The sequence below is a fragment of the Mesorhizobium sp. M5C.F.Ca.IN.020.32.2.1 genome (genome assembly GCF_004023105.1).
Taxonomy (GTDB): domain Bacteria; phylum Pseudomonadota; class Alphaproteobacteria; order Rhizobiales; family Rhizobiaceae; genus Mesorhizobium; species Mesorhizobium wenxiniae.
In genome coordinates this window covers 1-3,849 of sequence record NZ_RZSX01000632.1, presented here as the reverse complement: position 1 = coordinate 3,849, position 3,849 = coordinate 1, and the positions used below count along the sequence as shown (strand labels likewise).

At 61.3% G+C, this 3,849-nt stretch carries 3 protein-coding genes and 1 pseudogene; 1 reads left to right on the top strand and 3 read right to left on the bottom strand.

What is annotated here, in order from left to right; genetic code table 11:
- The 3 genes and pseudogenes from EOA86_RS25855 to EOA86_RS25845 all read right to left on the bottom strand — a co-directional run.
- A pseudogene (locus EOA86_RS25855) lies at positions 1–270 on the bottom strand (ABC transporter permease); the annotation flags it as partial.
- Between the two features lie 84 nt (positions 271–354).
- Positions 355–1,437, bottom strand: a complete 1,083-nt coding sequence (locus EOA86_RS25850) for a substrate-binding domain-containing protein (RefSeq protein ID WP_065012193.1) — start codon at positions 1,435–1,437, stop codon at positions 355–357.
- Between the two features lie 223 nt (positions 1,438–1,660).
- Positions 1,661–2,089, bottom strand: a complete 429-nt coding sequence (locus EOA86_RS25845; RefSeq protein ID WP_029351843.1) for a L,D-transpeptidase — start codon at positions 2,087–2,089, stop codon at positions 1,661–1,663.
- A 228-nt stretch (positions 2,090–2,317) separates the two neighbouring features.
- On the opposite strand from EOA86_RS25845, the gene EOA86_RS25840 reads away from it, so the two are divergent.
- Positions 2,318–3,631 (top strand): acetylornithine deacetylase/succinyl-diaminopimelate desuccinylase family protein, encoded by a 1,314-nt coding sequence (locus EOA86_RS25840; protein WP_128344280.1) that lies wholly within the window; start codon positions 2,318–2,320, stop codon positions 3,629–3,631.
- Positions 3,632–3,849: the final 218 nt, after the last annotated feature.

Below are 3,849 nucleotides of genomic sequence, written 5' to 3'. Positions count from 1 at the left end.
GAAGACGACGGCGACTAGGCCGTAAGTTGAACCGACCGAAAGATCGAGGTCCTTGTTGATGATGACGAAGGTCACTCCGACCGCGATGATGGCAACCCGCGAGGTGTCGCGGAGCAGCGAGTGAAACGCTCCTGTCGACCCGAAGAACGCGGGATTGACGAGAGCGCCGCCGAGATAGAGCAGCAAAAGCAAGGCAACGAGCCCCACCTCCCAGCCGCCGACAATCTGGGACGGCGCACGGCCGAGTGATGTGGTCGCGGTAAGCGCCATGGTCTCTTCTGGTCGATTTCCCTGCTGCCGCATTGCGGGAGAGCTTGCGCCCTCCCGCAATGATTTCAGACCTTCCGAGCGGACTCAGTTCTCGAAGCGCTTGCCGACATCCTCGACGGTCTCCTTCGTCACCAGTTGGGCACGTGTGTCGAGGTTGGATGCCGCGATACCGCGATCGATCTCCAGATAGAGCTGCATGACCGGCCAGAAGCCCTGCAAAAAGGGCTGCTGCCCGAGCGCGCCGGTCAGATCGCCGCTCTTCATCGCATCCTGCTGGGCCGGGCCGAGGTCGAAACCGTAGGCGCAGATCTTGCCGGTCAGTCCGGTCTGAGCGACGGCCTTGGCAAGCGCCGGCGTGAACACGTTGTTGCCGGCGAACGCGCCAACGACGTCGCCTCGCGATTCGAACAGCGTCACGATGCCGTTCACCGGGTCATTCGGATTGGTGTCGATACCGGTGTTCTCCGGACCCGCGTCGACCTTGAAGGCATCAAGCTTGCCGGCATCCTTCAAGCCCTTGACGATGGCGTTGAAAGCCGAAGTGACGCGATTGTTCACCTCGATGTTGCCCATTGCGGTCGACGACGGCAGGACGATCGAACCCTTCTCGATACCCTTGTCCGCGAGGCACTTGACGAGCGCCTCGCCGGCGATTGCGGCAGCGGAGGCGTCCTGGCCGGTGTGGCCGATGCCGCTGCGGTTGAGGATCGTGCCGTCAAAGGAATTGGTCGTAGCGACCGGTATGCCCTTCGCCTCGGCGGCCTTGACGATGTCGTTATAGGCGCCGACCTGGGGCGTTGTCATGATCAGCCCGTCGATCGTCGGATCCTGCACGATCTGGTTCAGGATTTCGATCTCGCGGGCAGGGTCGTCGGTCGGCGATTCCGAGCCGAGCAGCAGGACCTTGGCGCCGATCAGGTTGCCGGCGACGGTCGCGCCGACGTAGACCGGATCGAAGAAACCATTGCCGGCAGTGTGTGTCACGATAGCGAAAGTGAGGTGACCATCGGCCGAATGGAAGTCCTTCGTACCAGGGGCCTCCTTTGCGGCTTCTTCGAAGCTGTAGCCGCCGACCGCCTTATCGACGCCGCCCGATTGTGCGTAGGCGTTCGATACGCCGAGCGATAACGCCGCGGCACCCGCCGCGAGCGAGAAAATACGTTTCATGATTATCCTCCCTTGCAACCAACGGTCGGAAGCCGTTCGGGCGCATTATTCAGGGATTCCGAATGCTTCCTCCCACCCCGTATATTCTGCCCAAAGCCTGCCCACGTAAATAGTGCTCCCACTTTCGCCGACGAATTGGTTCAGAGCGGAAAGCCGGCGTTGCCTCACAAGAAGCGCCCGTTCTGACTTCTTGTAGGAACCACGAGCTTGCAACCACCTAAAGTTAGTTGGTCACGACGATACGCGTGTTGCGGAAGCCGGCTTGCCGCACCATCGAATAGAAGGCGGCGGCATTGGCGGGGTGCAGCCGCACGCAGCCATGCGACGCGGGGCGCCCGAGAGACTTCACTGCGCCCGTGCCATGGATAGCATAGCCGCCGCGGTAGAACACCGAATGAGGCATCGGCGACATGTCGTATTTGCGCGAATACCACATCCGTGCCGTTCGTTGCGGCCGGTAGCTGCCACGCGGCGTGATATACCCCTTGCGCGCCGTCGATACTCGCCATCGGTAAACCGCCTGACCGTATCTTACAGTCATCGTCTGCGATGACACGTCGATCCTTGCAACCAGCTTGGCTGCCCAGCCCTCGACCGAAGAACCGAACAGCATCGTTACCAGTAACGCTGCCATGAGAACGGTCTTTTTCATGCGATCAAACCCCTTTGATTGCACTTGCCTGCCTGTCTTCACGCTATTCTTGATTTTTTAAATGGCAAGTGAGGTAACCACATACTCCTTGACGAATTCGCCAATCCAAAGCAGCGAATTTGAACGAATTCCCGCGATAGTTGCCGCAACAACACGCAGCAGCGGCGCGGTCCGCTAACAGGCTTGCCAAAGCGCACCGTTGGCTGCTCAATTCGTCGAATGAACGAAATGAACGAACGGCTCCTGAAAGCGGTCGATGATCGGGTCGACGACCTGGTCGCGCTGACCGCGGATCTGATCCGCTTTCCGACAATCAATCCGCCAGGCGAAGCCTATCGGCCATGCGCCGAATACGTCGGAGCGCGGCTGAGGAAACGCGGTTTCGAAGTCGAATTCATCCGCGCCGAAGACACGCCCGGCGATACCGACCGCTACCCGCGCGTCAATGTCGTCGCCCGCTTCGATGGGCGCTCGCCCGGCGCCTGCGTGCATTTCAACTCGCATATCGACGTGGTCGAAGCCGGCGACGGCTGGAGCCTCGATCCCTTCGCCGGCATTGTCAGGGATGGCAAGGTCTATGGCCGCGGCGCCTGCGACATGAAGGGCGGCTTGGCCTCCTCGATCGTCGCCGCCGAGGCCTTCATGGAGGTCTTCCCAGATTTTCCAGGCGCCATCGAAATATCGGGCACGGTCGACGAGGAGTCCGGCGGCTTCGGCGGCGTCGCCCATCTGGCCAAGCTCGGCTATTTCTCCAAGCCGAAGGTCGACCACGTCATCATCCCCGAGCCGTTGAACAAGGACCGCATCTGCCTTGGCCATCGCGGCGTCTGGTGGGCGGAGATCGAGACCAAGGGCGAGATCGCCCACGGCTCGATGCCGTTCCTCGGCGACAACGCGGTGCGCCATATGGGCGCCGTGCTTAGTGCTTTTGAGGACGAGCTGTTCCCGGCACTCGACCGCAAGACGACGCGCATGCCGGTCGTGCCCGATGGGGCAAAGCGCTCGACCATGAACATCAACTCGATCCACGGCGGCCAGACCGAGGATTTCCGGCCCGGCCTGCCCTCGCCCAACGTGCCCGATTCCTGCCGGCTGACCATAGACCGCCGCTTCCTGCTGGAGGAGGACCTCGGCACGGTCAAGAGCGAGGTGACTGATATCCTCGACCGGCTGAAGCGCGAGCGCAAGAAATTCGACTACGAGATCCGCGATCTCATGGAGGTGCTGCCGCTGATGACCGAGCGCGATGCACCGGTGGTCAAGGCGGTGGCGCAGGGCATCATGGAGATATTCGACCGCGAGCCCGACTACGTGATTTCACCCGGCACCTACGACCAGAAGCACATTGCCCGCATCGGCCACATCTACGACTGCATCGCCTATGGCCCGGGCATTCTCGACCTCGCCCACAGGCCCGACGAATGGGTAGGGATCTCCGACATGGTCGAATCTGCCAAGGTGATGGCGATCGGGCTGAACATATTGCTCAGGGGCCGCCGGCGCACGGTAACCCGGCTGCGACGGAAAGCTTCGATCGCTTGAGCCGGCGGCTAACGGAAAACATTCCCGCCGGGGCTGCCGGAAAGCACGAAACGCAATTTACTCCTTGGCGAAATCACGCTTCTATCCACCGGGTTTTTTGAGCATATCGGGAGCTGCACGATGAAATTGTGGAAAACCATTCTCACCGCTGCGGGCCTGGTGGTGGCCACTGGGACCTCGGCGTTCGCCGTGCGGACCGATCTGGTCATCGGCATCAC

Bases quoted from the DNA above. Each gene is read 5' to 3' on its own strand.
- EOA86_RS25850 (WP_065012193.1), bottom strand. From the start codon at position 1,437: ATGAAACGTATTTTCTCGCTCGCGGCGGGTGCCGCGGCGTTATCGCTC.
- EOA86_RS25845 (WP_029351843.1), bottom strand. From the start codon at position 2,089: ATGAAAAAGACCGTTCTCATGGCAGCGTTACTGGTAACGATGCTGTTC.
- EOA86_RS25840 (WP_128344280.1), top strand. From the start codon at position 2,318: ATGAACGAACGGCTCCTGAAAGCGGTCGATGATCGGGTCGACGACCTG.